This is a genomic window from Vibrio frigidus, assembly GCF_042465995.1.
Lineage (GTDB): Bacteria > Pseudomonadota > Gammaproteobacteria > Enterobacterales > Vibrionaceae > Vibrio.
Genome location: NZ_JBCDMC010000006.1, coordinates 324002 through 348083, shown reverse-complemented (window position 1 = coordinate 348083; position 24082 = coordinate 324002). Strand labels below are relative to the sequence as shown.

Below are 24082 nucleotides of genomic sequence, written 5' to 3'. Positions count from 1 at the left end.
TTACAATCAACCCAATGACAAATTCTAAAAATCAGGTAAAGTATTCGTCATTAAAGGAAGGTCAAATAAGACTTTAATCCTCATTTATAAACTTGTATAGGATATAACATGATTCAAGTTGTCGGTCATAAGAACCCAGATAGTGATAGCATTTGTAGTGCATTAGTTGCCACCGAGTTACTAAGAGCTCGTGGCCTAGAAGCAAACCCAATTCGCTTAGGTGAACTCAATCGCGAAACTCAGTACATTCTTGAGCAAGCAGGAGTAGAAGCACCAGAATTGCGTACAAGTGTCGCGGGAGAAAAAGTATGGCTAGTCGATTACACGGATGTTTCTCAAGCACCAGACGACATAAATGAAGCCGAAATTATAGGCATTGTTGACCATCACCGCTTAGGTGATGTTATGACGATAAACCCGTTGGAAGCTTGGATTTGGCCAGTAGGTTGTACCTGCACTATCTTATATAACCTTCTAAAAATGGAAGAAGTAACGATCACTCGTGAAATGGCAACGCTCATGATGTCAGCAATCTTGTCTGATACTGTGGGCTTCGCTTCTCCAACCTGTACACAGAAAGACAAAGATGCGGTTGAGGCACTTGCTGTATACGCGGAAGTGACAGATTTAGATACATTTATTAAAAACCTATTGATCGCAAAAACAGATATCAAAGGCCTTAATGCATCTCAGTTGGTTGAAAAAGATCTTAAAGCGTATCCGTTTTTAGGCAAAAATGTCGTTGTTGGTCAGATTGAACTAGCAACACTTGAGCAAGTAGATGGTATGATTACCGCAATTGAAGATGATCTTCAACGTCGTTGCGATGAAGAAGGTTTGTCATTTGCAGCGGTAATGCTTACCGACATCACTTCAGCTACGACTCGCTTATTGTTCAAAGGTGAGTGGGCGGATAAGCTAGTTAAGCATGAAAAAGATGGCATGCTAATGATGGAAAATACGTTGAGTCGTAAGAAACAAGGTTGGCCTTGGCTTCAGAACGAACTTTTATAACGACGTTAATAAAAAGCGATGTAAAAGCGAGGGTGTAAACCTTCGCTTTTTTGATCGTAAACCCTAAAAATATCTAAGGTATGTATGACTGATAAACTTGATAGCGGTAAGTTAAAAGAGATAAACAATATGGACGCTGATCAGCGAATGAAATATTGCATTAAAGAGATCGCTTCTAGTCGTTGCGTGTGGATTCTTAAAGATGAACACGGATGTGTCATGCTAAATACAGATGATGAAGATTGTGTACCTGTATGGCCAAATGAAGAGTTTGCGACAGAATGGGCGACCGGTGAATGGGAACATTGTACTGCTGAAAGTATTTCTATCAACAAGTGGCATAGTCGTTGGACGCGTGGATTAGAAGACGACGAGTTGGCTATTGTCGTCTTCCCTAATATCAATGAAGAAGGTGTTGTGCTTTATCCGGATGAGTTTGATTTTGAACTAAAGAAACAAGCACAAAAGCTGGATAAGAGATAAGTCTATAAAATAATAATAAAATCTGTCTAGTTTACGATTGAAATACAGGTTAAAAAATCTTACTCTTTTAATCATACTGATGGAAAGCATTCTATCGGTATGATTAAAAGAGTAGGAGATAGGTTATCAGCGTAGTTATGCGACATGGTTTTATTGTATTGCTTCTTTTTTGTATGCCTAAATTGTATGCAAGCACCCTACCAGTTAACCTTGTTACTCTAGAGTTTAAACCCTTTATATGGTGCGAGAAAAATGGTGCTAAAGGTATCTATTCGGACATTATCACGGAGTTATTTTCTAGAAATAATACCCCTTTTACCATCGCGTGCTACCCATGGAAACGAGCATTGTATGACGTTGAACATGGTAGAGCAGATGGTCTATTCGCTGCATTCAAAACACCGGAAAGAGAGCTGTTCGCGCATTATGTACCAACACCAATCCGCAAAGGACAGTACGTCGTATTTGTAAGAAAAGACAGTACAGTTGTATTTGAGACTCTTTCTGATTTTTACGGAAAAACCGTTGGATTATCGAGAGGTCATAGCGTATCGAATGAGTTCGATATAGCGATTAAAGCCGGCGACATTATTAAAACAGAAAATAAATTAATCGAGCAAAGTTTAAGAAAACTAATGTCCGGTCGGATTGACGCCTATATTAATGATCGAGTTGTTGGCCTGCACGCTATTCAAGAGTTGGGGTTGGGTAATGAGATAGAAGCTCTTGATGTGTCAATTATGGATGTAAACCCGTCATATATTATTATGTCTAAGCACTCACTGAGAACCGATAAAAAAGAACTTGTGAAACGTTTAGACCAGACTCTTATAGAAATGTGGAATGACGGTACTGTAGCGGACATTTACGCTAAATATATTCACCAACAACCTGAGGTATTGCGAGACTAAATTTGGTGTGTATCCATTTTCTATCTAATCTTACGTACACTTTTTGTAGTTTGGTGCTTTATAAAAGTGACTTTCAACTAGCCGTTGAGTCACCGGATGTTCTGGACGGGTTAAAACTTGACTACTTTCACCATATTCCACCACATCTCCTTCGTGCATCACCATGACTTTGTCCGTTATGTGTTTAATGATGCCAATATGCTGTGACGCATAAACAAATGAAACCCCCATTTCATCTTGAAGCTCGAGAAAAAGGTTGATGATTTGAGAACGCATTGCCATATCTAAACCATTTAGCGCCTCATCAGCGATAATAATAGAAGGTTGTAAGATTAAGGCGCGAGCAAGGCATACGCGTTGTTTTTGCCCGGCGGCCAACATCTGAGGATAGAAATAGGCGTGCTCTGGGAGCAATCCAACACGTACCAAGGTATTTTTGACTCGGCTCATACGTGCCTCTGGTGACATCTCTGTGTTACGTCGTAGCGGTCCTTCTAGAATTCTGCCAATTTGAATCCTTGGATTGAGAGAGCTATTAGGATCTTGAAATATCATACGGATAAGTTTACAGCGTGTAGAGTAGTCCCCATGTTCTAGCTTATCGCCATTCACTCTAATCTCACCACTCGTAGGTTCGCAAACCCCTGCCAGCATCTTGGCTAGAGTAGACTTACCAGAACCATTTTGGCCAATTAGTCCGAGAGTTTGTCCTGCTTCTAAAGTAAAGCTTAACGGCTTTACCGATTGCTGGATTTTTTTTGTAAATAACCCAGAACGCGTGACAAATTGTTTGGACAGACCGCTAACCTCCAGAAGGGATTCGTTCATTATTTGGTCTCCGTATTAAGCGGGAAATGGCATGAGTATTTATGGCCCTTTATTTTTCTAGAATATGGTATCTCGACACACTGCCTCTGTGCATATGGGCAACGTGGGCCGAGTCGGCAACCAATTGGAAGGTGCTGGAGTGCAGGAATAGAACCCGGTAAAGATTGAAGCTTCTGCTTGTGAGGTATCCAGTTACTAAAGTCCGGCATCGCTTTCAATAGTGCAATGGTATAGGGGTGCTTTGGTGCTTTGAGGATCTGCTCGGTAGCGGCGGATTCAACAGATTGTCCACAGTACATTACGGTGATTCTAGTTGCCCACTGCGTTATTGTGGTCAAATCGTGTCCAATGAGCAATATGGTCGTGTTGTGCACCTGATTCATGCGGCTCAGTAAGCGCAATATTTGCGATTGAGTAATGGGATCTAAATCATTTGTTGGCTCATCGGCAATCAACAGTCGAGGCTTCGCCGCAATAGCCATCGCTATCATTACTTTCTGGCATTCTCCATCGGTAAGCTCATATGGATAGCTACTCATAACACGCTTGTGATCCTTGATGCCGACTTTATGAAGCAAAGCTGTTGCCTGCTTCTTACGCCATTTCAAGCGCTGCCACCATCGACCCTGAAAGGTTTTAGAAGGGATCGATTCGGCGAGCTGGCTGCCTACCGCTTCTGATGGGTCAAGACAGGTAGAGGGTTCTTGAAAGATCATCGCGACATCTTTGGCAATGACTTTGCGTCGTTCTTTTGGCGTCAATTGTAGCAAGTCGACATCACCAAATCGCATTCGGTCAGCGCTTACACGCCAATTGTCCTTGCAAATACCGACGATAGCTTTCGCGACTAAACTTTTGCCAGAACCTGATTCACCGACTAGACCGCGTATATCACCTTCTTGGATTGTAAGACTCATTCTATCCACCGCCTTGACGAGCCCGTGCGGTGTTTCAATTTCTATTGTTAGGTGTCTAAAATCAAGTAATGGCATTATTCAACCCCTGCATTTAACGCTTGTCGAATGCCTTCGCCAACCAAATTAATGACAATAACTGTAAACATGATTGCAAGTCCCGGTAGTGTTACCGTCCAAGGGGCTAGATAGATCAACTCGACAGAGTCCCCTAATATTGCTCCCCACTCCGTACTAGGGGCTTGCGCACCTAAACCCAAAAACCCGAGGGCAGTGATATCCATAATGGCTAGTGTTAGCGCCATCGTCACTTCTGCAGCAATGATGGCAAGGATGTTAGGGAAGACAGAATTGAGTAATAGATATAAGTCATTGGCACCATCAAGGCGAGCCGCCATGATGTAATCTTTTTCAAGTTCAGCGTGAATCGCCGTGTAGATAGAACGGATAAATCTAGGAATCAGTGCCAAGCCAATCGCGAGCATAATATTGAACTCACCAAACCCTAAAAATGCCACGAATATAATGGCTAATAAAAGTGAAGGGATGGACATGACGGTATCAAGTAAATGGTTAAGGGTACTGGACAGCAAACCACGAGTCATACCAGCCAAAATACCGATACTGCTACCAATTAGGCCAGCAACGATTGTCACTAGAATTGAAGCGCCAAATGTATACTGAGAACCCGTCAAAATTCGGGAAAGTATGTCTCGCCCTAAATCATCGGTACCTAAGAAGTATTCAATACTGCCTTCCGTCGCCCAAGAGGGAGGGACAAGCAAATGTCCTGTTTGGAGATTTGGATCATGTGGAGCAATCCACTGTGCAGCGAGTGTAATTAACACGACTAGGATAAGGCACCATATCCCAAACATCGCTAAACTATTGCTTCGATAGCTTTTAGCAAAGCGTTCAAACTGAGTTGGAATATGCTCTTCTTGATAGATGCTATTGGTTAACATACCACTCTTTCCTTACCAATGGGTTCGATAGCGTACCAAGTAAATCAGACAATATATTGGCAGATAATACAAAGGAAGCGACCACCATTACACCCGCTTGAATGGAAGCGTAGTCTTGATTGGCTAGTGCGTTCAGCAACCACCTACCAATCCCCGGCCAGTTAAAAATCGACTCTGTGATAATGGCAAACGTAATCATACTAGAGAGCTGCACACCGAGTGTTGGAAAAATGGGGGGTAGTGCATTTCTAAAAACGTGTTCGGTGATAATTTCACGTTTCGACAAACCTTTAATTCTTGCTGCGCGAATGTAGTTTTGCATCATCACTTCCGCAACAGAGGCGCGCATTATTTGAACAATTTGCGTGGTTGGTGCGAGTGCGAGTACTAAACACGGTAACACCAGATGCTCCAATACGCTTTGTAGTGCTTCTGCTTTGTAATGATGGTCAGATAAGAAGGCATCTATGATGGCAAACCCAGTGACATGCTTGATCTCATACAGCAGGTCATATCGACCCGAGACGGGAAGTAACCCTAAGTCTAATGAGAAGAACATAATCAACAAAAGTGCGACCCAAAACAGAGGTGCGGAGTAGCCAGACATGGAAGTAAATGAAATTATCGTATCGATCATTTTGCCTTGTCGCATTCCGGCAATAGTCCCAAAAGGGATACCGATAAAAAGCGCGAGCATAAAGGAGATAAATACAAGTTCCAATGTAGCAGGAAATACCACCACGATATCGTCAATGATAGGATAACCTTGTTTGTTTAGGCCGAAGTTGAGATTCCACAGCTCCTGAACATAGTGCGACCATCCTTGCAGATAACTCAAGTGAGCCCAGGGTGATTCTGCGTCTAAGCGAAGAATACTAAAACCAACAAAGGTCAGCATAATTAAGGTTATCGCAAAGAGATTAAAGCGACGAATAGTATAACGAAACATCTACTTGACTCTCCTTACTTTGTGAAAGCTCTGAGAACTGAATGGGCTGGAACCAAATCCAGTTAACGATTGGTGATAAGCTAAAAACTGAGCACCATGTGCAAGTGGAATGACAGGCACTTCTTCATTCATCATATATTGTGCTTCTTTGTATAAGTTTAGTCTGTATCTCTCTTGATTGGTCTCTTTTGCCAAATCTAATAAAAAATCAAAGTCTGGATTACACCACATCGACACATTTAATCCTGATTCTTCTGCACGACACGACAGCAGTGGGCGTAAGAAATTATCGGGGTCACCAGTGCTGGCGTTCCATCCGGTGAGAATCAAATCAATGTCGGTATGCTCTGCCAGCTCTGTACGGTTAAAGCGGTCACTCGTGAAAAGTTTCAACTCAATTCCTATGTCGGCATAATTCGCTTGAATCAGCTCTGCTGTTTTTCTCGGACTCGGATTATATGGGCTTGCTTCTAACGGAACCCACATTGAAAGCTGAAGACCTTGTAAGTAACCGGCTTCTCTAAGCAGCCCGACAGCGTAGTTTTTGTCGTATCTTATTTGTGTCGCGTCTTTTTGATATGCCCAAGAACTGGGTGGTAATAGTGAGTAAGCTTGTTCACCCGTTCCAAAATAAACAGCATCTAGAATGCTCTTTCGGTTGATAGATAAACTTAATGCCTTTCTTACTCTCTGATCACTGAGTGCAGGATGATCGGTATTAATGGCAATAAATGAGACATTCATGGATGGCTTGGCTTCTAGTATCAAATCATTATGTTGCTTGATAATGGGGATCTGACTAGAAAGTGGTGTATAAAGAACATCACACTCTCTGCGTAATAGCTTCGCAAGAGGGCCAGTACCACGGGAAGAAATATCAAACACTACTTGCTCAAGTTCTGGTTCACCCTGCCAATACTGCTTGTGCTTTTTAAGTCGAACGAGATCACCGACTTGATACTCGGCCAAGTAAAAGGGGCCCGTTCCGACTGGGAATTCATCGATAAGGTTTTTCTCGTCTTTGATCTCTAATTGCTGAGCGTATTCACGGGAAAGAATTACGGAGTGAGTGGTCGAAATGTTAGATAGAAACGTATTGTCTGCTTTTGTTAAAGTAAACCTTACCGTTAGAGGGTCTATAGCTTCAACGCTCTTAACGAGATTACTGAAGCCAATACTTTCGAACCATGGGTAGCTTGCATTGCCAACATAATGAAATGAATGGTTTGGATCGATTAATCGATTAAAACTGAACACGACATCAGAGGCGTCTAAGGTTCTTGTTGGGGTGAACCAATCCGTATGCTGAAATTCGACACCGTCTTTGAGCTTGAACGTATATTCTGTTCCGTCATCGTTGATATGCCAAGAAGAGGCAATGTTGGCCTTCGGCTTTAGAGTGATAGGATCTAACGTCAATAACGAATCGTAGATTTGTGGACTTAGCGAGTCAGCGGTAATACCACCTTCAACGAGTTGTGGATTGAAGGAGTTTGGTGCGCTATGTCCACAAGAGACAAAACCATGTTTGCGAATTTCTTCGTGATCAATACTGTCGCTACACCCAACCAATAATCCTATACTGAAGAATCCTGCGGTGAACTTTAAAAATGCTTTCATAGAAAGAGCTATCATTGATTGAGAAAGGGCAAACAAAAAATGCCTAAAGATCTGCATAATTTAACACCTTTTCTTTAGGCAGACCAATTCTTTAGGGTACGTAAATAACAAACAGGAAAAAATTTGGATCGGTTATTTCGATAGAACGAGATGAGATTAGTTTTTATCATTAATTTGAACGCATTCTATCCAGCAGAGCGGTCATTTGATTGACCGACCATGTTGTACTTCCTCAGCATACCGCGCAGCTGATGGTAACTAAGATTGAGCAGTTCCGCTGCGGTACGTTGGTTGTGTTTAGCTTTGTCCATAACGTGGTTGAGTAACTGTATGTCTTGTTGTTCTTGCCATTCTTTATAATCAATGGGCATATTGTAATCAATGAACTCGGGAAGCAGAATTTGACGTGTTGGTTTGTTCTGTTTAGTTTCGTTGTTATTGGTCGTATTTTCACTAACCCATTCACATTTGAAGGGGTCAAGAACAAGATCATCAATAGGTAATTCAGACTTACCGTGCTGATAGACCGCGCGTTCAATGACATTCTTTAACTCACGAACATTCCCCGGCCAGGGATACTCGGACATTATGCGAAATACATTGTCTGTAAAACCAACGAAGAACGAAAGCGACAACTCGCGACACATTCTCATGGCGTAATGCTGTGCAAGTAATGGGATATCTTCTTGGCGTTCTCTTAGCGGAGGAAGATGAACAACATCGAAGGCCAGACGATCCAACAAGTCAGCTCTAAAGGTCTCATTTTTTGCCATCTTAGGCAGATTTGCGTTGGTTGCACAGATGAGTCTGACATTGGCATTAAGTGTTTTGCTGCCCCCAACCCTTTCATATTGACCGTATTCGATTACACGCAACAGTTTCTCTTGTACCGAAAGTGGTGAAGTTGCCAACTCATCTAAGAATAAGGTCCCTCCTTCTGCACGTTCGAAGCGACCTTGGTGTCGACCTTTTGAACCCGTAAATGCGCCAGCTTCATGACCGAAGAGTTCTGTATCTATTAGTCCTTCGCTTAGGCTTGAGCAATTGAGCATCACCAATGGTTGGTCCCACCGTTTTGAAAGATAATGGAGTCGTTGAGCGATCAGTTCTTTACCTGTTCCTCTCTCACCAATGATTAGAACCGGTCTCTCGATGGGCGCAAGGCGCGATACCTTGTCTAAAACGGACAAAAAAAGTGGTGATTCTCCAATCAGAGTTTGTTGTTCCATACATCTCTCACAGTCGAGTGGTTTTTTTTACCAATAGTTGGTTTAATTCATCATAACACAATGACCTTAAAAACCAACTAACACATAACTCTTTGTAATTGTAAGTAAAAAATATTGGCATGGATATTGAATTGTAACTCGTAAACCTAGAGCCATTTGTGAACGGCAATCAGGTTAAGGTTAACTACTGTTACTATTAAGGAGACATATCATGGGTATTTTTTCGCGTTTCGCTGATATCATCAATTCCAATGTGAGTTCACTTTTGGACAAAGCTGAAGATCCTGAAAAGATGATTCGACTCATTTTACAAGAGATGGAAGATACGTTAGTTGAGGTTCGCACTAATTCCGCAAAAGCTATTGCGGACAAAAAAGAACTTTTTCGTCGTGTTAGTTCGATGGAATCGCACATTGAAGAGTGGCAAAATAAAGCGACATTGGCGTTAACAAAAAGTCGAGAAGATCTTGCTAGAGCGGCATTGATAGAGAAACAAAAGCTCATTGAAATTGTTAAAAGCTTGCATCATGAGCAAACCTTAGTTGAAGATACCATTGATAAGTTAACGGGCGAAATCAGTAAGCTAGAGACAAAAATCAATGAAACTCGCGCTAAGCAACAAGCGCTTGTGATTCGTCGTGAAGCCGCGGGAAGTCGTAGAGACGTACAAAAACATCTTCATACTAGTCGCACAAATGAAGCTTTTTCAAAGTTTGAGCAGTACGAGCGTAAAATTGATCAGCTTGAAGCTGAAGCCGATACCTATGAAATGTCGGGTAAAGCGAAGTCTCTTGATCAGGAATTTGCTGAACTGCAAGCCACTGATGAGATAGAAAAAGAGCTACAAAAACTAAAAGAACAGATGAATAAAGACTAATAATTAGGAGTAATGTATATGACAGCGGCCATTGTTACCGGACCTATTATAGTATTTTTGATTTTTGTTGCGCCGCTTTGGTTGTTTCTACACTATCGCGGTAAGAGAAAGTCAGAACATGGCTTAACAACGGAAGATTACGAGCGTTTAGAGTCTTTAACGTCTAAAGCAGAATCATTACAAAAAAGGGTCGATACGTTAGAGCGGATCTTGGATTCCGAGTCACCAAGTTGGAGGCAGAATAATGAGAGATAGGCAACTTTATCGTGACCCAGTCAACGCTAAGTTATCAGGTGTTTGTGCTGGTATTGCAAACTACTTTGGTGTAGAGACTTGGCTGGTTAGAATCTTGGTGGTGTCTGCCGCGTTATTGGGTGGAAGTTTTTTAGTTGTTGTTGCTTATGTCGCATTTACTTTGATGTTGGAAAAGCAGCCATATGAGTATCAAGAGAACATCAAAACAAAACAGGATCACAAAATCAAGGATAAGGCTTGGCAGGCTGGGCAAACGCCTGAAAACCTGCTCAATAATATTGAGAATGAGCTAGGACGAGTGGATAACGGGGTGAGAGCAATGGAAGCCTATGTTACGTCCGAATCATTTAAAGTTAATCGAGAATTCAGTAAACTGTAATAATAAAGGTGATCTCGACTAGAATCACACTTAATTATCAGTGAGTTATGATTCAAATCACTGGCAAATTCCCTTTTCATCATCTATGTTAGTAGTTAGCGCTGTAAAGCTATTACATGGATGATGTTTTATGTTTAAACCCCAAGTTTTTTCTCTGTTATTTTTTGCGGTTCTGCTTGTTGGATGTAAAGAGCAGCCTCCCGTTCCTGAGCCAGAATCTCGACCAGCTAAATTATTTGCCGTTTCTGTTGGTAATAATGATCTGAGTCGTACTTTTCCTGCAATAGCCCAAGCCGGTGATAAAGCCGTCCTTGCTTTCCGTGTACCGGGTCAGCTTGAACTGCTTAATGTCAATTCTGGTGATCTTGTGAAACGTGGCGATATACTCGCAGCGCTTAATCCTGATGAGTATAAATTGCTCGAAAAACAAGCCCGTGCTAATTTTGAACTAGCCAATGTTCAATATAAACGGATGAAAAAACTGCGCAAGGATCAAGTCGTTTCTGAGCAAGACTTTGACCGAGCTCTTGCCAACTATAAATCTGCAAACGCGTCCCTTGACCAAGCCTCCTCAAACTTAAGCTACACTGGGTTAGTCGCCCCGTATGACGGTACCATCTCTATTGTTAACATTGAAAATTACGAATACATTAACGCCGGTCAGGCGGTGATGAATGTACAAACAACGGCTGTCCTGAAAATCGAATTTCAGCTTCCGGGCTATTTGCTGAACCGATTTCGCGGTGGAATGAATAAAAAAGCGACCATGACCTTTGACTCTTTTCCACAAGAGTCATTTTCTGTTCAGCTACTCGAGATAGACACCGAAGCCGATTCAAAAACAAATAGCTACAAAACGACCATGGTGATGGATAAACCCGATGATGTTGGGGCGCTCCCAGGAATGTCAGGACAGTTAAGGGTTTCTATTCCTAAAGTTGATACAACAGAGGTTCCTAAAAGCGCGTTGTTCTCAGAAAACGACAAACAGTATGTATGGAGAGTCACGGAAGAAGGATTAACCGAAAAAGTGGAATTAACTTTAAGTGAAGGTGGTAAGGTTCTGTCGGGATTGTCTGATGGTGATTTGGTGGTTATTTCTGGAGTAGCAGGTATTGAAGAGGGAATAAAAGTCAGAGAGTGGGTTAAGGAGAGAGGGCTGTAATATGAAAAAAATCATTTATATCATAGTATTAGGTTCTCTTGTTGCGATGGCAGGTTGTGGTAAAAAACCTGCCGACGTTGAAAAAGAGATCCCACGAGTTCGTATTTTAGATCTCTCAAAGCAATCTGATACGGTTTACGATGGTCGCATGTTTTTCCCTGCTATCGCGGCGGCCGCTGACCGTTCTCATCTCAGCTTTCGACTTTCTGGAGAAGTAACCAAACTTGATGTCAATGAAGGAGACCTAGTTAGTAAAGGACAGGTGATCGCTAAGATCGACCCCAACGATTTTGAGCTAGAAGTAGAAAACAAAAGAGCGTCATTCAATGTGGCGGATAGTCAATATCGACGCTCAGCACCCTTAGTTAAAAAAGGGTTGCTCGCACAATCACAGTTCGATGAACTCGCTGCTCAACGTATGATAGCAAAAGCTGAATATGATTTGGCGACACTTAGACTCTCCTTTACCCAACTGAAAGCCCCTTTCGATGGAATTATATCGCGCGTTAATGTTGAGACATTTGAAAATGTTCAAGCGGGCCAACAGATAGTTAATATCCATAATCCAGCCTATGTCGATATTGTTATTCAGGTAGCAGATAAACTGTTCGCTAATTCCCCTCAAATGGAGGAATTTGGATCAGTTGAAGCGGATGTTAAAGTCGCTAATGGACTCATTTACTCAGCGAAGCTGAAGGAATATACCACTGAACAAGATCAAGACACGGCAACCTATAACGTTACTCTAACCATGCCTATGCCCAAGGAAATATTGATCTTAGATGGTATGGCTGTAGAGGTTGCACCGAAGAAAGGCCATGTAGGCGATATACAAACCGTTGCCTTGTCGATACCGATAGAAGCAATATTTAATCCAGATGGGGACACGCTAGATAGGGCGAACAAATTTGTTTGGGTATTGCAACCAGATAATACAGTTAAGCGCACCAAAGTCATGACAGGACGAGTGAGCTATAAGGAAATTCAAGTGTTGGATGGATTAACAACTGAAGACAGGATAGTAATTGCTGGCATAACACGCTTGCGCGATGGATTAAAAGTAGAGCCAATCATGCAGGAGGAAAACTAATGAGCGACCAAAAAAATGCTCCCATATTAAATGCTGAAACGCCTGCGGAAGAAAAGGGCATTGCGGCGTACTTTATTAAGAATAAAGTAATAAGTTGGATGCTTTCGCTGATATTCTTGATTGGCGGTACATCGGCCTTTTTTGACTTAGGTCGACTTGAAGACCCTGCATTTACGATCAAAGACGCTATGGTTGTGACAAGTTATCCCGGTGCAACACCTGTCCAGGTCGAAGAAGAAGTGACCTACCCAATAGAGAAAGCGATACAACAGCTTATCTATGTTGATGAGGTTAACTCAATCTCCAGTCGAGGCTTGTCTCAGATAACCGTGACCATGAAAAATAACTATGGCCCTGATGATCTGCCACAAATATGGGATGAATTAAGGCGAAAGGTTAACGATCTAACGCCAACTCTACCACCGGGGGTATATACCCCGCAGGTTATCGATGATTTTGGTGATGTGTACGGAATATTACTGGCTATCTCCGGTGAAGGGTACAGCTATAAAGAGCTTCTGGATTATGTTGATTACCTGCGACGTGACCTAGAGTTAATCGATGGAATTGGAAAAATCAGCGTATCTGGCGAACAGCAAGAACAGGTCTTCATTGAGATATCGATGAAGCGCTTAAGTAGCTTAGGTATTGCGCCATCCACGATATTTAATCTGCTCGATACTCAGAATACAGTAAGCGACGCGGGTGCCGTGCGTATTGGTGAAGAGTACATCCGAATTCAACCGACCGGTGAGTTTAAAGACGTTTCTCAACTGGGTGACTTAATCTTAACCGAAGGTGGAGCGCAAGGACTTATCTTCCTAAAAGATGTGGCGACGATCAAACGAGGTTATGTCGAAGTCCCCTCTAATATTATTAACTTTAATGGCAAGCTCTCTCTCAACATGGGTGTGTCGTTTAACTCCGGGGTTAATGTTGTTGAAGTAGGTAAGCGATTCGATAGAAGACTGGCAGAGCTTAAATTTCAACAGCCTATTGGTATCGATATTTCTGAGATATATAGCCAACCAAAAGAAGTAGATAAATCCGTCAGTGGATTTGTTATTAGTTTAGCTCAAGCGGTTGGTATCGTTATCGTTGTTTTGCTTTTCTTTATGGGGCTGAGATCTGGCCTTCTCATTGGTTTGATACTGCTGGTGACAGTACTAGGTACCTTTATCTTTATGCAGTATATGGGCATTGAACTGCAACGTATTTCACTTGGTGCTTTGGTTATTGCACTGGGAATGTTAGTAGATAACGCTATCGTGGTGGTAGAAGGGATACTGATAGGAACCAAGCAAGGACGAACGAGGTTGCAGGCTGCTACTGATATTGTAACGCAAACAATTTGGCCACTATTTGGTGCAACCATTATTGCTGTTACAGCATTTGCACCAATCGGTTTGTCTGACGATGCAACCGGTGAATATTGCGGCACATTATTTACAGTACTGCTCATTTCGCTCATGTTGAGCTGGTTTACTGCCATCTCTTTAACCCCTTTCTTCGCGGATCTATTTTTCAAAGAAACCTCAGCTGTTAGCAAAGACGATGAAAGCTCGGACCCATATAATGGAATGATTTTCGTCATCTATCGAAACTTTTTAGAGTTTTGTATGAAACGGGCATGGACGACCGTCATTGTGTTGGTAGTGATGCTAGTTGTAAGCATTTATGGATTTACCAAAGTAAAACAATCGTTCTTTCCATCGTCCACTACACCAATGTTTATGGTTGATGTATGGATGCCAGAAGGAACTGATATTCGAGCGACGAATACCAAGTTACAGGTATTGCAAGGTTGGTTATCAGAACAAGATGGTGTCGAGCACGTTACAACAACGGCTGGTAAAGGTTTGCAACGGTTTATGCTTACCTATTCACCAGAAAAGAGTTACTCCGCCTATGGTGAGATAGCCACGCGTGTTACATCCGCAGAGGCGATGGATCCGTTAATGGTTAAGTTTCGCTCTCATATTCAACTTAACTTTCCAGAGATAAACTATAAGTTGAAGAAAATTGAGTTAGGACCAGGAGGAGGTGCGAAGATAGAAGCTCGTCTGGTGGGTTCTGATCCAACAATATTGAGGACCTTGGCTACGCAGGTTATGGATATTATGTACGCCGATAACGGGACGACGAACATAAGGCATGATTGGCGTGAAAGGACGAAGGTACTGGAACCTATATTTAATGAAAGTCAGGCTAGACGCTACGGCATCACAAAATCGGATGTAGATGAATTTCTAAGCATGTCATTTTCTGGGAAAAACGTTGGGGTCTATCGTGATGGCACAACGTTAATGCCAATTGTTGCTCGGTTACCTGAAGATGAAAGAGAGAACATAAATAACATCGAAAGTATGAAGATATGGAGTCCAGGTTTAAGCGAATATATACCACTACAACAGGTCACTCTTGGATATGAAACTCGTTGGGAAGATCCGCTTATCATTCGTAAAAATCGTAAACGTATGCTGACTATTTATGCTGACCCAGATTTACTTGGAGACGAGACGGCGGCGACGCTACAGAAGCGCTTAATGACGCAGATTGACGCAATAGAGATGCCTCCGGGATATTCGTTGGAATGGGGGGGAGAGTATGAGTCTTCGGCTGATGCTCAAGAGTCCTTGTTTACTACGATGCCACTAGGCTATCTCTTTATGTTCTTGGTGACGATGTTCTTGTTTAACTCTGTTAAAGAACCTTTGATTGTTTGGTTTACGGTGCCTTTGGCCATTATTGGTGTTTCTACAGGCCTGTTGTTGCTTGATACTCCGTTTGGTTTCATGGCGCTACTCGGGTTTCTGAGTTTGTCTGGCATGCTGTTGAAGAATGGTATTGTGTTGCTCGATCAGATCAATATTGAGATGACGTCTGGAAAAGAACCTTATCTAGCGGTAGTAGATGCGGCATTAAGTCGTGTTCGACCTGTTTGTATGGCAGCAATCACGACTATTTTAGGCATGGTGCCACTTCTACCGGATAGTTTCTTTAAACCAATGGCAGTGACGATTATGTTTGGCTTAGGATTCGCGACCATATTGACTTTAATTGTTGTGCCGGTGCTCTATCGTATTCTGCATAAAATACAGATAGTTGCCATAGAAGATTCAAAAGAGTAATTCAACTTCAATAGGGCGCTTTGTTTTTTATGTTGGAGCAGAGCGCAATCAAGGATATCGATGAACAGATGTAAGTGGGCTGATGAAACCAAACAGGATTATGTTGAATACCATGATCGCGAGTGGGGAGTACCCATCTATGAAGATAACGTATTCTTTGAGTTTCTGATTCTGGAATCAGCACAAGCGGGACTAAGTTGGTATACCATTCTAAAAAGGCGAGATGGCTATAGAAATGCATTTGCTAATTTTGACCCAATGAAAGTGTCTCAATTTGATGGTGCGATGGTTGAAGCGCTATTGCAGGACAGTCGGATAATCCGAAATAGAGCAAAGATAGAAGCGGCTATAAATAACGCACAGCGATTTCTTGAGATTCAAAAGGAGTTTGGCAGCTTCAGTGACTATGTTTGGGCGTTTGTAGGTCATCAACCGATCTCTAATCGAATGGTTGGTGACTCTGCTCCTGCGACAACATCTGAATCGGATCGGCTATTCAAAGATTTGAAGAAACGAGGATTTAAGTTTTTAGGTAGCACAACGGTTTATGCATTTATGCAAGCGACGGGCTTAGTTGATGATCATGATATAGATTGTTTTAAGAGAAAAACGTAACACATCACTGGATGTTAATGCTGTTCACTTGAGACATCAAACTTTGTCATCCTCACGAAAGTGGGGATCTAAACCCACACAGAACCCCGTTTTCACGGGACGGTGGCTACTTTTTCTTAAATGATAGGCATTACTTACTGGATGTCGGTTGTTTTTTATTATCAAAAGTGGTCATTTTTGTCTTTCTAGAACTAAAATCTAAGGGGGATGTGATTAATTTGTAAATACGTAAGTATTTTCATATGGATTAACGGAATGCTTTGTTAGGTGCTGGGTTATGAACTCGTTAAAAGAAACTAAACAGTCTGTTCATTCACGCTCTGGACATATTGATTCTTTGCGTCAGGAACTAAAAGACATTCATCAACGTATTTTGGCTGAGATACCTGATGTAGTTCGAATAGCGATAGTATCTTATGATCCTAAGAGTACACAATTATACACCTATGCTGAAAGCAGCACGGGGTTGAATAACTTCACTAACTACTCCTTCCCATTAGAATCTTGCCCTAAATTAAAAGCATGTGCGGAGCAAAGGTGCACACGTATTGTTGATGATTTACCGGGGACGATCGAAGGTAGTAACAAGCATTCTGAATGGTTGCTTCAGCAAGGTTACAACTCTTCTTATACCGTCCCTATTTACAATGGACAAAATTTTATCGGCTTCATATTTTTTGACTCTCATCGTAAAGCCGTCTTTACCGACGAAATTCAACAAAATTTGGCTCCGTTTTGTGACCTTATTAACTTTGCGGTTAACACAGAATATTCATTACTTAATGCGATTCTTACATCAGCAGAGATAACGAAAGCACTTTCTGCTGGCTATAAGAATGAATCGAAAGAACATATGGAAAGAATGAGCCGCTATGCGCATCTTATTGCCAAAGGGGTGGCCGATATCTATCATCTCGATGATGAATTGATAGAGAGTGTGCATATGTTTTCGCGCCTACATGATATTGGCAAGTCAGCGTTATCAATTGAGATATTGCTTAAACCTTCGCCATTGGCTGTCGATGAGCGTGATAAAATGAGAGATTACATTTCCAGTGGGGTTAAGGAAGTAGACAAAATTATCGAGAATCTAGGTTTTCCTTCACACCGTTGTATTGAGGTACTTAAGAGTATTGTATCTTGCCATCAGGAATTCTTAGATGGAACGGGTTATCCGAATGGATTGTCTGATGAAGAGATAGCCGTCCCTGCTCGTATAGTTACGGTGGCGAATGTTTTTGATGCATTGACCAGTCATCGCCCGTATAAACAGGCCTGCTCAGTCTCAGCCGCACTACTAGAGCTCGAAAAAATGGTATATAGTGGCAAACTCGATGGGCATTGTGTAAACGCATTGAGGGAACATCAAGATTACCTAGCGGATATCATCAAGCGATATCCGGAATCTGATCCAAGTTTATAGCCGTGTTAGTATCAATAATATCGCTGTATTTGTCGGTTCTCCACCAATCAGAATTTGTACATGTGCTTTTTCGACATAGAGCAAACTAATTGTTGTGAAAATTGATTATCCTGTAAAATAAATGAATAACAATGAGTTTCATATCTATTTATGTTTAGAAGTCTATTAATATTATGAGTAGTGAACCAACCAAAGTCACCGACCTTAAAAAATTCCTCCAGTTTGGCATGAAACTTTCTTCAGTAATTAACTTTGGGCCGACTAATCAGTATACCTTTACGGGTACTTTTATTGGTCTGAAAGAGCATAATTACCTTATTTTTGAACTTAGTACTAAAGCAACAGAAGATCTTGTCACTAGGAATATAAACGGTTCGGAGATTGTACTTAGGGGCGTAACCAATACAGATGAAGGTCACGTTATCGCCTTTCGATCGCGTATTTTAGGCGTCAAGATGATGGGCTCTTCATGGTTGATATTTCTGTCGTATCCAAATAAGTTTGAAACCAAACCAATCCGAGCGACAAAACGCTATAAAGTGAATATTGGTGCAATGGTTCAGATCTGTGGTCAAGAGTACAAAGCCCAGCTCTTAGATATTTCAGTGGCCGGTTGCGGGTTACTTATAAAACAAAGAATTATTGTCAAGCCGGGTGAAGAAGTCATTGTAACCCCTGATCTTAAGAATATTCCTAAACATTATCCCAAAGCTTATGTCGTTAATTCACGCGTACAATCTGACAGTACGATAGTTGGAGTTGAGTTAGTAGAAGACCTAGATTGGAGTGATGAGTTGAGGCTAGAGATATTGCAGTTGGTGGTATGATCTAAGTGGTGCTGCAAGCTAAATAGAAGTCGAGTATTATTGACTCGACTTCTATAGAGATAACAAACTCAGACAATGCGTCATCGGCTAATCAAGAGAGCGCTTGTTGGTATCTTTCTAAGCCTTTATCAAGGTCATCGATCAACTCATCGACGTTTTCTAACCCAATATGCAAACGTACTAGCGTTCCTTTGAAATGAGGATTGGCGACCGTTCGTAAACTATTAAATGAGCTTGGCTCATTAGCAAGAATCAAGCTTTCAAATCCACCCCACGAATACCCCATACTAAAATGTTTCATACCATCGAGTAACTCGGTTGTCGCTTTGGAATCTGCTGTTTTAAGGATAAAAGAGAACAGGCCATTACAACCCGTAAAATCTCGCTTATAAAACGCATGTCCCGGGCAAGTTTCTAATGCAGGATGACGAACATGATCGACGAGCGGATGCTTAGCTAACCAATTTGCTACCTTAATGCTGTTTTCTTCGTGTTGACGTAATCTCACGTCAAGTGTTCTTAACCCTCGAAGCGCGAGGTATGCATCGTCGGGTGAGATACATTGACCCATGAGATAACTTTGTTCACGCAATTGGTCCCAACATTTTTGATTCGACACCGCAGTACCAATCATAACGTCTGAATGACCTACGATATATTTCGTTGCTGCTTGTACCGAAATATCGACCCCGAAATCAAAGGGGGAGAAGTTAACACCCGCACCCCAGGTATTATCAAGGATGGTGATTATGTCTGCTTCTTTAGCTATTTTTGTCAAGGTTGGGACATCTTGCACTTCCATCGTGACTGAACCTGGAGACTCAAGGAACAATATTTTGGTATTGGCTCCAATGAGTTCACGGATGCCATCGCCTATCATAGGATCATAATAGGTCGTTTCAACACCCATTTTTTTTAGTATTACATCGCAAAAATTTCGGGTAGGTTCATAACAGGTATCAACCATCAGAATATGGTCACCTGTTTCTACGAAGCAGAGAATAGCGTTGGAAATTGCCGCGGTACCACAAGGATAAAGTGCACAACCCACGCCACCCTCAATTTGATTCATTGCATCTTGAAATGCAAAGTGTGTATTGGTACCACGACGACCATAAAATAAGGTTTTATTTGCCCTATCTTTCGTTGCTTGGTTTTTTTGTGCAACGGTTTCAAAAACAACGGTTGAAGCGCGTTGGACCGGTGGGTTTACTACACCATTTGTCCATTTTTTATCTCGGCCAGCAGTGACCAGTTTGGTTTGTTTATGTTCGGACATCCCATTTCCCTGCATAATGTTTCAATCTGATTTGGTTAATTTAAAACATGATAGGAGATATTAAGCAACTGAAATTCGTTAGAGATCGGTGTGAAATGGTTATAACAGTGGGCTAAACAGATAAAAAACACGTTCGAGGAATCGGTATCGCATACTTCTGCTATTCCATTGTGCTTTATCAACTCTGGTTGACAATGCTTTATAAGACTCCAATAGCTCAACCATCTCCAACGTGAAATCTCGATTATCTACCGCGAGCGTGAGCTCAAAATTAAGCCATAAACTGCGCATATCAATATTGACCGTACCGACCAAACAGTAAAGGCCATCAACAACGACCGATTTCGTGTGCAGCAGTCCTCCATCAAATTCATATATCCTTACGCCAGCATCCAGCAGTTCGTCGTAGTAGGCGCGAGACGCCCACTGAACCATAAGAGAATCGTTCTTCTTAGGGATGATGAGTTCCACGGTAACGCCTCGTTGGGCGGTCATGCGAAACTCTTCTAATAATTCATCACTAGGAACAAAATAGGGTGTTGTCATGCTGACGGATTTTGTTGCCTGGTTTATCGCTAGGGTCAGTACTTGTTGAATCAGGTTTTCTGGCATCCCAGGTCCGGATGGTACCACTTGAATTGGTAGAGCTTTGTCTTCGCTTGCAATAATACATTCTGGCAAGGTAGGCAGTTGTCTATCACCGGTTTCAACCTCCCAATCCCATGCGTGAATAGCAGACAGAATATTAACCGTCGGTCCAGTAATACGAACCATCACATCTACCCATTGACCAATGCCTGCATTCTGTTTGAAAAAAGCAGGATCGACCATATTCATAGAACCGGTATAGGCGACATTATCGTCGATCACGATAATCTTTCGGTGTTGTCGTAGATCAAGACGTCTTAAAAAGAGACGCCAAGGGCTAACACCAAGTGCTTGGATCACCCGGATACCTTCTAGCTCCATCATCTGTATCCAATGACTCTTGAAGAAGCGATAACTGCCAGCAGAGTCAAGTAAGATTTGTATTTCTACTCCCCTTTTTGCCGCTCGAATTAAGGCATTGCTTACCGCATCGACTAAACCGCCGTTGTGCCAAATGTAAAAAACGACGCGGATGTGGTGGTTAGAGTTATCGATGTCTTTAATGATGGAACGGAGTATCTCATTCGGAAAACGTTGGAGTGACAAGGTATTGCCGCAGAGTGCTGGAATACTCATGCGGTGGTTGCATAAGTCATCTATCTTCGTGATCTGTGGGCTCATCAGTTCAGGTAAATGAGCTTGGCAGTCGTGTAACTGATTGAACCATTCCCCATAAGGTGTAAACATCTGTTTGGCTCTTTCCGCCCGCTTTTTTCCTAGGTTTAGTTCGCCAAAAAGAAAATAACAGATTATGCCAAATACAGGGATGATATAGATAATCATCAACCAAGCTAAAGAAACGCTCACCGCTCGTCTTTTGAGTACGACGCGCAGCGTTACACCGGCGACAAGAACCCAGTAAAAGCCAATACTTACGAGTGTCATTATGTGATAAAACTTTTCCATCTAACCTCGTTGAAAAGAAGAATAGTTAACAAAATGATAATAAAGCCTTTTAGAAAATATTGTCGAGCTTAATTGTTAATCAGTGTCACAAGCTTGTTTTTTAATGTGTAGCCATTCTTCTAACAAACAGAATCGTACAAACTAATAGGAGTTTAGTTGAGTATGCGGGCAATGGAATAACAGGAAATAGAGAACAGTAGATAATCGGGCGGTTTGTTTACTTAATAGGAAGTTAACGAGTAATTGTACAAAATAGCAACATTTATTCGTGTAAATGGCACCTTAATCCACAATTTACACCACAAGGTCTTCCAATTCTACTCGCAAACTGTTTTACTTGCCACGCTTGATGCATTGATAGTCTATAGGTCTGACTGTTCAGATTTGTTTACACAATTTCTCTGTATTTTTACAGTACATAATTACATATTTGGTAAATACAATGGCAACGAATTCTAGAGCCCAATTTTCGTCTAAATTTGGCTTCATTATGGCCGCAGCGGGTTCTGCTGTCGGTTTAGGAAATATTTGGGGATTCCCAACACAGGCAGCAAGCAATGGTGGCGCTGTTTTTTTAATTGTCTATCTTTTGATGGTTTGCGTACTTGCATTCCCCATGTTAGTCGCAGAGTTAACCATTGGCCGGTACGGCCAATCTAACCCTGTTGGCGCAATCAAAGCGATTTGGCCAAATGGCAAAATTGGTGCTGCACTTCTAGGCTTGGCTGCGATGACGTGTGCGTCATTAATTCTTGCTTTTTACTCGATCGTTGCAGGTTGGTTGGTCGGTGGTTTTGCTGGTAGCGTGTTTGATTTGGTTGGATTGACAGCCGCGTCAGATTGGATAAATGGCTTTGGCTCAGCACGCAATCTATTACTGATGGTTGCCTTTATGGCATTAACTATGTATGTAGTAAGAAGTGGTGTAGCAGACGGTATCGAACGTTGGTCTACTCGCTTAATGCCTATGTTGTTTACTCTATTTACGGTTCTAATTATTTATATTTTGACTCAGGACGGTGCGTCTGAAGGTCTCAAAATGTACCTGATTCCAGATTTCTCACATTTCACACCCAAACTTCTCGTCAGCGCAATGGGTCAGGCATTCTTTTCTCTATCATTGGGAGTGGGTTCCATAATGGTTTATGGTTCATATCTTCAAAAAGATGTGAACATCCCTAAAACCGCAGCGCAAGTTGCGGCGATTGATACTGGCGTTGCTGTTGGTGCTGGTCTTCTTATTCTGCCAGCTATGTTTGTAGCAAAAGATCACGGTGTACAGATATTCTCTGAAACGGGTGCGTTATTAAGTTCGGATACGCTTGTATTTACAGTGCTACCCGCATTATTTGATTCAATGGGTTCTGTTGGTCTATTGGTTAGCTTGGTGTTTTTCTTGTTGATGATTATCGCGGCGCTTACGTCATCCATCTCTTTACTTGAGGTCCCGGTTGCCTGTGCAATTGAAGAACTAAAGCAGAAACGCTCTACAGCCGTACTTTGGATTGGTGGTTTGATCACGGCATTTTCGGCAGTTATTGTGTTCAATTTCGGTGCAATGTTCGGAGCGGTTATCGAAATATCGACCGTGTATGGCCAGCCAATATTGGGCCTTTGCTGGGCGTTATTAGTTGGTTGGGTTTGGAAGCGTGATAAAGTATTACAAGAGATCAAACAAGGTTTTCCTGAGGTAGAACAGGGACTGTTTTGGAAAATTTGGCCTTGGTATGTTCGTGTCGTTTGTCCCGTCTTCATGCTTTTGGTCTTCTTCGCATAAAACCGAAAATCATCTAATTTGTTCAAAGGCTCTGCAATTGCAGAGCCTTTTTGATCTCGCTACTCGCATTTTTCTATCAAAGCAGTTAATCTGCGCCAAAGTATGGAGCAACGATTATGTTTGATATTCTTCAGCTACAAGATGATTTTATTGTAATTAACAAATTCCACAATGTTAGCGTTCATAAAGATGACGGTGACACTATGCTGCTACAAGAAGTCGCAAAGGTAACCAAAGACAACCAGTTATACCTCGTTCATCGGTTGGACAAAATGACCTCAGGTATCTTGTTGTTGGCCAGAAATAAGCAGGCGGCTCGGGAGCTGTCAGCTCTATTCGCGCAGCGAAGCATTGAAAAATATTACGTTGCGATAGGCAGTAAAAAACCAAAGAAAAAGCAAGGTTTGATTAGCGGTGATATGGAACGTTCACGTCGTTCAAGTTGGAAGCTCATCAATAGCAAAAATAATCCAGCAGTAACTCAATTTTTTTCATTGGCTGGTGAAGCGGGTGAGCGTATTTTTCTGTGTAAGCCTTATACTGGTAAAACGCATCAGATACGGGTTGCCCTTAAATCAGTCGGTTCTTCTATTGTTGGTGATCGGATATATAATCCGTCTTGCATCAGTGACAGAGGTTATCTGCACGCATTTGCGATGCGGTTTAAGTTTCAAAATGAGATGGTGAGCCTAATTGCACTACCTTCTATGGGTGAGAAATGGCTATCTACGGAAATGCTGACGGCATTGGAACAATGGGGCACGCCTTGGGATCTACCATGGCCAACGATTAAATAG

At 41.9% G+C, this 24082-nt stretch carries 22 protein-coding genes; 14 read left to right on the top strand and 8 right to left on the bottom strand.

What is annotated here, in order from left to right; genetic code table 11:
• Positions 1-108: 108 nt before the first annotated feature.
• The 3 genes from AACW90_RS12700 to AACW90_RS12690 all read left to right on the top strand — a co-directional run bounded on the left by AACW90_RS12700 (position 109) and on the right by AACW90_RS12690 (position 2408).
• On the top strand, positions 109-1014 hold the full coding sequence (locus AACW90_RS12700; protein WP_390234950.1) for a manganese-dependent inorganic pyrophosphatase: 906 nt from the start codon (positions 109-111) through the stop codon (positions 1012-1014).
• 84 nt (positions 1015-1098) lie between these two features.
• Entirely contained in the window at positions 1099-1497 is a 399-nt protein-coding gene (locus AACW90_RS12695; protein ID WP_390234949.1) for a DUF2750 domain-containing protein, read from the top strand.
• A 137-nt stretch (positions 1498-1634) separates the two neighbouring features.
• Complete coding sequence (locus tag AACW90_RS12690) at positions 1635-2408, top strand: substrate-binding periplasmic protein (protein WP_390234946.1); 774 nt, start codon at positions 1635-1637, stop codon at positions 2406-2408.
• Between the two features lie 30 nt (positions 2409-2438).
• Here AACW90_RS12690 and AACW90_RS12685 read toward each other — a convergent pair whose 3' ends face one another.
• From AACW90_RS12685 to pspF, 6 genes are all read right to left on the bottom strand, one after another.
• Positions 2439-3236 (bottom strand): peptide ABC transporter ATP-binding protein, encoded by a 798-nt coding sequence (locus AACW90_RS12685; RefSeq protein ID WP_390234943.1) that lies wholly within the window; start codon positions 3234-3236, stop codon positions 2439-2441.
• On the bottom strand, positions 3236-4228 hold the full coding sequence (locus AACW90_RS12680) for a peptide ABC transporter ATP-binding protein (RefSeq protein WP_275136315.1): 993 nt from the start codon (positions 4226-4228) through the stop codon (positions 3236-3238). The genes AACW90_RS12685 and AACW90_RS12680 overlap by 1 nt, the downstream gene beginning before the upstream one ends.
• Positions 4228-5115, bottom strand: coding sequence for an ABC transporter permease subunit (locus AACW90_RS12675; protein WP_390234940.1), 888 nt, complete (start codon positions 5113-5115; stop codon positions 4228-4230). The genes AACW90_RS12680 and AACW90_RS12675 overlap by 1 nt, the downstream gene beginning before the upstream one ends.
• Positions 5102-6064, bottom strand: coding sequence for an ABC transporter permease (locus AACW90_RS12670; RefSeq protein WP_390234938.1), 963 nt, complete (start codon positions 6062-6064; stop codon positions 5102-5104). The genes AACW90_RS12675 and AACW90_RS12670 overlap by 14 nt, the downstream gene beginning before the upstream one ends.
• Positions 6065-7684 (bottom strand): ABC transporter substrate-binding protein, encoded by a 1620-nt coding sequence (locus AACW90_RS12665; RefSeq protein ID WP_390234982.1) that lies wholly within the window; start codon positions 7682-7684, stop codon positions 6065-6067.
• Between the two features lie 185 nt (positions 7685-7869).
• Positions 7870-8913 carry a phage shock protein operon transcriptional activator gene (pspF, locus tag AACW90_RS12660; RefSeq protein ID WP_390234935.1) on the bottom strand — a complete coding sequence of 348 codons (1044 nt, stop codon included), beginning with the start codon at positions 8911-8913 and terminating at the stop codon, positions 7870-7872.
• 211 nt (positions 8914-9124) lie between these two features.
• Here pspF and pspA point away from each other — a divergent pair, with 211 nt between their 5' ends.
• From pspA to AACW90_RS12615, 9 genes are all read left to right on the top strand, one after another.
• Complete coding sequence (pspA, locus tag AACW90_RS12655; RefSeq protein WP_390234932.1) at positions 9125-9790, top strand: phage shock protein PspA; 666 nt, start codon at positions 9125-9127, stop codon at positions 9788-9790.
• A gap of 18 nt (positions 9791-9808) precedes the next feature.
• A complete protein-coding gene (pspB, locus tag AACW90_RS12650; protein WP_195702980.1) occupies positions 9809-10045 on the top strand; it encodes an envelope stress response membrane protein PspB in 237 nt (78 codons plus the stop codon).
• Positions 10035-10424, top strand: coding sequence for an envelope stress response membrane protein PspC (gene pspC / locus AACW90_RS12645; RefSeq protein ID WP_195702981.1), 390 nt, complete (start codon positions 10035-10037; stop codon positions 10422-10424). The genes pspB and pspC overlap by 11 nt, the downstream gene beginning before the upstream one ends.
• Positions 10425-10554: 130 nt before the next feature.
• Positions 10555-11589: an efflux RND transporter periplasmic adaptor subunit gene (locus tag AACW90_RS12640; RefSeq protein WP_390234928.1), complete on the top strand. Its 1035-nt coding sequence runs from the start codon at positions 10555-10557 to the stop codon at positions 11587-11589.
• Between the two features lies 1 nt (position 11590).
• Entirely contained in the window at positions 11591-12679 is a 1089-nt protein-coding gene (locus tag AACW90_RS12635) for an efflux RND transporter periplasmic adaptor subunit (RefSeq protein WP_390234925.1), read from the top strand.
• Positions 12679-15810: an efflux RND transporter permease subunit gene (locus tag AACW90_RS12630; protein ID WP_390234923.1), complete on the top strand. Its 3132-nt coding sequence runs from the start codon at positions 12679-12681 to the stop codon at positions 15808-15810. Before AACW90_RS12635 ends, AACW90_RS12630 begins: the two co-directional genes overlap by 1 nt.
• Positions 15811-15870: 60 nt before the next feature.
• Positions 15871-16425 (top strand): DNA-3-methyladenine glycosylase I, encoded by a 555-nt coding sequence (locus tag AACW90_RS12625; protein ID WP_390234920.1) that lies wholly within the window; start codon positions 15871-15873, stop codon positions 16423-16425.
• A gap of 277 nt (positions 16426-16702) precedes the next feature.
• On the top strand, positions 16703-17848 hold the full coding sequence (locus AACW90_RS12620; protein ID WP_390234918.1) for an HD domain-containing phosphohydrolase: 1146 nt from the start codon (positions 16703-16705) through the stop codon (positions 17846-17848).
• 173 nt (positions 17849-18021) lie between these two features.
• Positions 18022-18675 (top strand): PilZ domain-containing protein, encoded by a 654-nt coding sequence (locus AACW90_RS12615; RefSeq protein ID WP_390234916.1) that lies wholly within the window; start codon positions 18022-18024, stop codon positions 18673-18675.
• 91 nt (positions 18676-18766) lie between these two features.
• Here the strand turns inward: AACW90_RS12615 and AACW90_RS12610 are convergent, their stop codons facing one another.
• The gene (locus tag AACW90_RS12610) at positions 18767-19954 is read right to left on the bottom strand and encodes a cystathionine beta-lyase (RefSeq protein ID WP_390234914.1); all 1188 of its coding nucleotides are present in this window, start codon (positions 19952-19954) and stop codon (positions 18767-18769) included.
• Positions 19955-20053: 99 nt separating this feature from the next.
• Positions 20054-21508: a cardiolipin synthase gene (gene cls, locus AACW90_RS12605; protein ID WP_390234911.1), complete on the bottom strand. Its 1455-nt coding sequence runs from the start codon at positions 21506-21508 to the stop codon at positions 20054-20056.
• Between the two features lie 490 nt (positions 21509-21998).
• On the opposite strand from cls, the gene AACW90_RS12600 reads away from it, so the two are divergent.
• Together AACW90_RS12600 and AACW90_RS12595 are read left to right on the top strand one after the other, a co-directional pair.
• On the top strand, positions 21999-23285 hold the full coding sequence (locus AACW90_RS12600) for a sodium-dependent transporter (RefSeq protein WP_390234979.1): 1287 nt from the start codon (positions 21999-22001) through the stop codon (positions 23283-23285).
• A gap of 116 nt (positions 23286-23401) precedes the next feature.
• On the top strand, positions 23402-24082 hold the full coding sequence (locus AACW90_RS12595) for a TIGR01621 family pseudouridine synthase (RefSeq protein WP_390234908.1): 681 nt from the start codon (positions 23402-23404) through the stop codon (positions 24080-24082).

Bases quoted from the DNA above. Each gene is read 5' to 3' on its own strand.
- AACW90_RS12700 (WP_390234950.1), top strand. From the start codon at position 109: ATGATTCAAGTTGTCGGTCATAAGAACCCAGATAGTGATAGCATTTGT.
- AACW90_RS12695 (WP_390234949.1), top strand. From the start codon at position 1,099: ATGACTGATAAACTTGATAGCGGTAAGTTAAAAGAGATAAACAATATG.
- AACW90_RS12690 (WP_390234946.1), top strand. From the start codon at position 1,635: ATGCGACATGGTTTTATTGTATTGCTTCTTTTTTGTATGCCTAAATTG.
- AACW90_RS12685 (WP_390234943.1), bottom strand. From the start codon at position 3,236: ATGAACGAATCCCTTCTGGAGGTTAGCGGTCTGTCCAAACAATTTGTC.
- AACW90_RS12680 (WP_275136315.1), bottom strand. From the start codon at position 4,228: ATGCCATTACTTGATTTTAGACACCTAACAATAGAAATTGAAACACCG.
- AACW90_RS12675 (WP_390234940.1), bottom strand. From the start codon at position 5,115: ATGTTAACCAATAGCATCTATCAAGAAGAGCATATTCCAACTCAGTTT.
- AACW90_RS12670 (WP_390234938.1), bottom strand. From the start codon at position 6,064: ATGTTTCGTTATACTATTCGTCGCTTTAATCTCTTTGCGATAACCTTA.
- AACW90_RS12665 (WP_390234982.1), bottom strand. From the start codon at position 7,684: ATGAAAGCATTTTTAAAGTTCACCGCAGGATTCTTCAGTATAGGATTA.
- pspF (WP_390234935.1), bottom strand. From the start codon at position 8,913: ATGGAACAACAAACTCTGATTGGAGAATCACCACTTTTTTTGTCCGTT.
- pspA (WP_390234932.1), top strand. From the start codon at position 9,125: ATGGGTATTTTTTCGCGTTTCGCTGATATCATCAATTCCAATGTGAGT.
- pspB (WP_195702980.1), top strand. From the start codon at position 9,809: ATGACAGCGGCCATTGTTACCGGACCTATTATAGTATTTTTGATTTTT.
- pspC (WP_195702981.1), top strand. From the start codon at position 10,035: ATGAGAGATAGGCAACTTTATCGTGACCCAGTCAACGCTAAGTTATCA.
- AACW90_RS12640 (WP_390234928.1), top strand. From the start codon at position 10,555: ATGTTTAAACCCCAAGTTTTTTCTCTGTTATTTTTTGCGGTTCTGCTT.
- AACW90_RS12635 (WP_390234925.1), top strand. From the start codon at position 11,591: ATGAAAAAAATCATTTATATCATAGTATTAGGTTCTCTTGTTGCGATG.
- AACW90_RS12630 (WP_390234923.1), top strand. From the start codon at position 12,679: ATGAGCGACCAAAAAAATGCTCCCATATTAAATGCTGAAACGCCTGCG.
- AACW90_RS12625 (WP_390234920.1), top strand. From the start codon at position 15,871: ATGAACAGATGTAAGTGGGCTGATGAAACCAAACAGGATTATGTTGAA.
- AACW90_RS12620 (WP_390234918.1), top strand. From the start codon at position 16,703: ATGAACTCGTTAAAAGAAACTAAACAGTCTGTTCATTCACGCTCTGGA.
- AACW90_RS12615 (WP_390234916.1), top strand. From the start codon at position 18,022: ATGAGTAGTGAACCAACCAAAGTCACCGACCTTAAAAAATTCCTCCAG.
- AACW90_RS12610 (WP_390234914.1), bottom strand. From the start codon at position 19,954: ATGTCCGAACATAAACAAACCAAACTGGTCACTGCTGGCCGAGATAAA.
- cls (WP_390234911.1), bottom strand. From the start codon at position 21,508: ATGGAAAAGTTTTATCACATAATGACACTCGTAAGTATTGGCTTTTAC.
- AACW90_RS12600 (WP_390234979.1), top strand. From the start codon at position 21,999: ATGGCCGCAGCGGGTTCTGCTGTCGGTTTAGGAAATATTTGGGGATTC.
- AACW90_RS12595 (WP_390234908.1), top strand. From the start codon at position 23,402: ATGTTTGATATTCTTCAGCTACAAGATGATTTTATTGTAATTAACAAA.